We start from the raw sequence: 250 nt of genomic DNA, 5'->3' as shown, positions 1-250 counted from the left end.
GCCTCGATCTTGGCGCGGACCTGCCCATGTGCCTGCATGGCGCATCGAAGGGGACGCCACTTGCCGCGCGCGGCATCGGCGAAGACCTGACTCCGGTTGCCGGTTTCCCGGCCTTGCCCATGCTGCTCGTCAATGACGGAACAGCCGTTGCGACCCCGGATGTCTTTCGCGCGCTCGAAAAGCGCGACCATCCGACGCTGGCACTTGCCTCCCACCCGGATATCGGACCTCTTTGCGCTTATCTGCAGAC

The 250-nt window shown here is 64.8% G+C and carries 1 protein-coding gene; it reads left to right on the top strand.

What is annotated here, in order from left to right:
* Positions 1–250: hypothetical protein (locus SB719_RS21625; RefSeq protein ID WP_412159956.1), on the top strand; the 250-nt coding region annotated here is incomplete at both ends.

This window comes from Pantoea sp. SIMBA_079 (genome assembly GCF_046940275.1).
Classification (GTDB): Bacteria; Pseudomonadota; Gammaproteobacteria; order Enterobacterales; family Enterobacteriaceae; genus Pantoea; species Pantoea borealis.
Note: the sequence above shows the minus strand (reverse complement) of the source record. Positions and strands in the feature narration are given on the sequence as shown.